Source organism: Micromonospora sp. NPDC049799, from assembly GCF_040656655.1.
In the GTDB taxonomy this organism is placed as follows: Bacteria; Actinomycetota; Actinomycetes; order Mycobacteriales; family Micromonosporaceae; genus Micromonospora.
In genome coordinates this window covers 1-5247 of record NZ_JBFAMU010000352.1, presented here as the reverse complement: position 1 = coordinate 5247, position 5247 = coordinate 1, and the positions used below count along the sequence as shown (strand labels likewise).

1 protein-coding gene is annotated in these 5247 nt (G+C 73.5%); it reads left to right on the top strand.

Going from position 1 to position 5247, the window contains the following annotated elements; genetic code table 11:
- The coding region (locus AB0I76_RS21880; RefSeq protein WP_357038406.1) for a beta-ketoacyl synthase N-terminal-like domain-containing protein at positions 1-5247 on the top strand (5247 nt) is incomplete at both ends.

Sequence of the window (5247 nt, the reverse complement as noted above, 5' to 3'; positions counted from 1 at the left end):
GTCCCCACCCTGCACCCGAAGCGGGCAGACCAGCACACCCTCCTCACCGCCGCCGCCATCCTCGACGCCCACCCCACCGGCGACCACCCCCACCTCGACCTGCCCACCTACCCGTTCCAACACACCCGCCACTGGCTGGTGAACAGGGCCGCCGCCCGACCGACCGACCTGGGGCTGCAGCCGAGCATCCATCCGCTGCTCGGCGGGCGGCTCGACCTGGCCACCGACGCCCGCACGATCCTCACCGGACGGCTGTCGCTCGGCACCCATCCGTGGCTGGTGGACCACACCATCGCCGACCGGTGCCTGCTGCCCGCCACCGCCCTCGTCGACATGGTGCTGCACGCCGGTGCGGCCGGCGGGCATCCGTACCTCGACGAACTGGCCCTGCACAGCCCGCTGGTGCTGCCGGCGGACGGCGCGGTGGAGGTGCAGGTCGTCCTGGCCGAGCCGACGGAGGGACGCCGGGCGGTGGAGGTGCACTCCCGCCCGGCTGGGGCGACCGACGCGGCCTGGGCGATGAACGCCGCGGGCCGGTTGACCGCCACCACCGCGGCCGGGCCGGCGGGGTGGCCGACCGCATGGCCGCCGACCGGGGCCGCCCCGCTGGATGTGGCCGGTCTGTACGACGAGCTGGCGGGACTGGGCTACCGGTACGGGCCGGTGTTCCAGGGCCTGCGCCGGGCGTGGCGGGCGGGTGACGACCTCTACGCGGAGGTGACGCTGCCGGAGGCCGCACGTGTCGACGTCGACCGGTTTGGCGTACACCCGGCGCTGCTGGACGCGGCGTTGCACGTCCTGGGGGTGACCGACGACGTGCGGGACGGCGTGTGGCTGCCGTTCGTCTGGTCCGGGGTGCGCCTGCACGCCACCGGGGCGACCTCGTTGCGGGTCCGCCTTTCCCGCTCCGCGCCCGACCGTGCCGAGCTGGCCGTCCACGACCTCGCCGGTCAGCCGGTGCTGGCGGCCCGGTCGCTGGTACTGCGGCAGATACCGCGTCCCGCCGCCGGGCCGGCGGCGGCGCAGGTGGATCCGCAGTGGCTGCTGCACGTGGACTGGCCGGTCCTGGCCGGCGTCGAAGCGGCGGCCGATGGGCACGGTCCGGAGGCGTTCGGCTTCGCCGCGTTCGGCGTCGACGAGGACGCCGCAGACCTGCTGCGCCGGGCCCTCCCGGCCGCGCGGGTCGCTGACTCGCTGGAGGCTGTACGCGCCGTCGGCGCGGATGCCGTGGTGGTGCCGTGCTGGACCGGCGAGGACGGCCCGACGGCGGAGGCCGAGGTGCCGGCGGCGACGCATCAGCTGACCGAGTCGCTGCTGCTGCGGTTGCAGGAGTGGCTGGCGGAGGAGGCGCTGGCCGACACCCGGCTGGTGGTGCTGACCCGGGGTGCGGTGAGCACCGGTGTCGACGACCGGATCAGTGATCTGGCCGGGGCCGCCTGTTGGGGCCTGGTGCGTTCCAGCCAGACCGAGCACCCGGACCGGGTCACCATCGTCGACCTCGACCCGGCCGATACGGACGATCTGACCGAACTGCTGGCCCGGGCGGTCGGGTCGGGTGAGCCGCAGGTGGCGGTCCGGGACGGTCGGCTGCACGTGCCGCGCCTCCAGCCCGCACACACGTCGGCCGGTCTACCGCTGCCGGAGAGTGACACCTGGCGGTTGGAGACCACATCGGGCGGCAGCCTGGACAATCTCACCCTCGCCCACTGCCCCGACTACGCCGCGCCCCTGCAGCCGCACCAGGTCCGCGTCCAACTCCACGCCGGTGGCGTGAACTTCCGCGACGTCGCCGTCGCCCTCGGCATCGTCACCGACGCCCGCCCCATCGGCGGCGAAGGCGCCGGCACCATCACCGACATCGGCACCGCCGTCACCGACCTCCACATCGGCCAACACGTCATGGGCCTGTTCAACGGCATCGGCCCCACCGCCGTCACCGACCACCGCCTTCTCACCCCCATCCCCCACGGATGGACCCTCACCCAAGCCGCCACCGCACCCATCGCCTACCTCACCGCCTACCACGCCCTGCACCACCTCGCCCGGCTCCAACCCGGCGAACACCTCCTCATCCACGCCGCCACCGGCGGCGTCGGCCACGCCGCCATCCACGTCGCCCGCCACCTCGGCGCCCACATCCACACCACCGCCCACCCCACCAAATGGCCCACCCTCCACCACCTCGGCATCCCCCCGGAACACATCGCCTCCAGCCGCACCCTCGACTTCGAACACCACTACCGCACCCACACCCCCGGCATCGACGTCATCCTCAACAGCCTCACCGGCGAACACCTCAACGCCTCAGGCCGCCTCCTCACCCCCGGCGGACGCCTCATCGACATGGGCAAAACCGACACCCGCGACCCCCACACCTGGACCACCCAACACCCCGACACCACCTACCAAGCCTTTGACCTCATGGACAACGGCGAAGACCACATCGCCACCCTCTACCGCCACCTCCAACCCCTCTTCCACAACGGCACCCTCCCCCCACTGCCCACCCGCACCTACGACATCCGCCACGCACCCACCGCCTTCCGCTACCTCGCCAACGCCCGCCACACCGGCAAAATCGCCCTCACCCTCCCCCCGGCCCTCGCCGCCACCGCGGGCATGGGCACCACCCTCATCACCGGCGGAACCGGCACCCTCGCCCAACACGTGGCCACCCACCTCACCACCCACCACGGCGTCCACCACCTCCACCTCCTCAGCCGCCAAGGCCCCCACCACCCCCACGCCGCCCGCCTCATCCACCACCTCACCCAACTCGACGCCACCATCACCATCACCGCCTGCGACACCACCGACTCCCATCAACTCGCCGAGGTCGTCGACCACATCGACCAGACAGGGCACCCCCTCACCGGCGTCATCCACACCGCCGGAACCCTCCACGACACCACCCTCACCAACCTCACCCCACCGGACCTGCACGCCACCCTCAAACCCAAAGTCGACACCGCCTGGCACCTCCACCACGCCACCAGGCACCACCCCCTCACCCACTTCCTGCTCTTCTCGGCGTTCGCCGGCACCCTGGGCACGGGCGGGCAGGCGGGGTACGCGGCGGCGAACACCTTCCTGGACGGGCTGGCGGAGTACCGGCGCGCCGAAGGGCTGCCCGCTACCGCGCTCGCCTGGGGTTACTGGAACGACACGAGCGCGATGACCGCGCAGCTGACGGACGTGGACCGGGCGCGGATGGCCCGGACCGGCAGCCTCGGACTCGACACGGAAGAGGGTCTGGCGCTCCTCGACGCGGCCCTCACCCACACCCACCCCACCCTCGCCCCGGTCAAGCTCCACCTCCCCACCCTCCGCAACCAACCCCGGGTCCCCGCCATCCTCACCACCCTCGCCGGCGCGCCCACCCGGCGGGCGGTCGCGGACGGGGGCGACACCGGGGCGTCCCTGGTGGACCGCCTCGCCGGTCTCGGGCAGGACGAGCGGCGGGCGGCGTTGGAGGATCTGCTGCGGACCACCGTGGCGGTCGTCCTCGGTCACGCGACGGCGGAGTCCATCCAGCTCGGGCGGGCCTTCCGCGACCTCGGGTTCGACTCGCTGACCTCGGTGGAACTGCGCAACCGGCTGAGCATGGTCACCGGCCTGCAGTTGCCGGCGACGTTGGTCTTCGACCATCCCACCCCGGCGGCCGTGGTCGGCTATCTCGCCGGCCGGCTGCCGGGCCGGGCGGAGCAGTCCGCGCCGGCGACGCGCGTGGTGCGGGCGCCGGCCGCCGACGAGCCGATCGCGATCGTGGGGATGGCGTGCCGCTATCCGGGTGGGGTCGGCAACCCGGAGGAGCTGTGGGAGTTGCTGGCCTCCGGCACCGACGCGATCGGGGAGTTCCCGACCGACCGTGGTTGGCGGGTGGAGCGGCTCTACGACCCGCGGCCGGAGCACGCCGGCACCACGTACGCGCGGGAGGCCGGGTTCATCGCCGGGGCCACCGACTTCGACGCAGCCTTCTTCGGCATCAGTCCGCGTGAGGCGACGGCGATGGATCCGCAGCAGCGGCTGCTGCTGGAGACCGCCTGGGAGAGCATCGAGCGGGCCGGCATCGACCCCACCACGCTGCGGGGCACCGCCACCGGCGTCTTCACCGGCCTGGCGTTCGACGAGTACGGGCCCCGGATGCACGAGGCACCGGAGGCGTACGAGGGCTTTCTGCTGACCGGCAACACGACGAGCGTGGCGTCCGGGCGGATCGCGTACACGCTGGGGTTGGAGGGCCCGGCGGTCACCGTGGACACCGCCTGCTCCTCGTCCCTGGTCGCGATGCACCTGGCCGCCCAGGCCATCCGCAACGGCGAGTGCGACCTTGCGCTCGCCGGCGGCGTCACGGTGATGGCCACCCCCGGCATGCTCATCGAATTCAGCCGGCAGCGGGGCCTGGCCCCCGACGGCCGGTGCAAGCCGTTCGCGGCGGCGGCCGACGGCACCGGCTGGGGCGAGGGCGTCGGCCTGCTCCTGCTGGAACGCCTCTCGGTCGCCCGGGAACGCGGCCACCAGGTCCTCGCCGTGATCCGCGGTTCGGCGGTCAACCAGGACGGAGCCAGCAACGGGCTCACCGCACCCCACGGGCCGTCGCAGGAGCGCGTCATCCGGCAGGCCCTGGCCAACGCCCGGTTGACCCCGGCCGACGTGGACGCGGTGGAGGCGCACGGCACCGGCACCACCCTCGGCGACCCGATCGAGGCGCAGGCGCTGCTGGCCACGTACGGGCAGCACCGGCGGGACGACCAGCCGCTCTGGCTCGGCTCCATCAAGTCGAACATCGGCCACACCCAGGCGGCGGCCGGCGTCGCCGGCGTGATCAAGATGGTCCTCGCCCTCCGCCACGACCTGCTGCCGCGTTCGCTGCACCTCGACGCGCCGAGCCCACACGTCGACTGGGCCGCCGGCAACGTCCGCCTCCTCGACGAGCCCGTCGAGTGGCAACGGAACGGGCACCCGCGGCGCGGGGCGGTGTCGTCGTTCGGCGTCAGCGGCACGAACGCGCACGTGATCCTCGAGGAGGCGCCCCCGGCGGAGCCGGCCTCCCCGCCGGCCGTTGACCCGTGGGACGGGTGGGTGTCGTGGGTGCTGTCGGCGAATACCGAGCCGGCGCTGCGCGCTTACGCCCGGCGGCTGGGCAGCTGGCTGGCCGCGCAGGAGGACGTCACCCCGGCCGCGGTTGAGGACGCGCTGGCCCGGCGGACCCGCTTCCCGTACCGGGCCGTGCTGGTGGCCCGCACC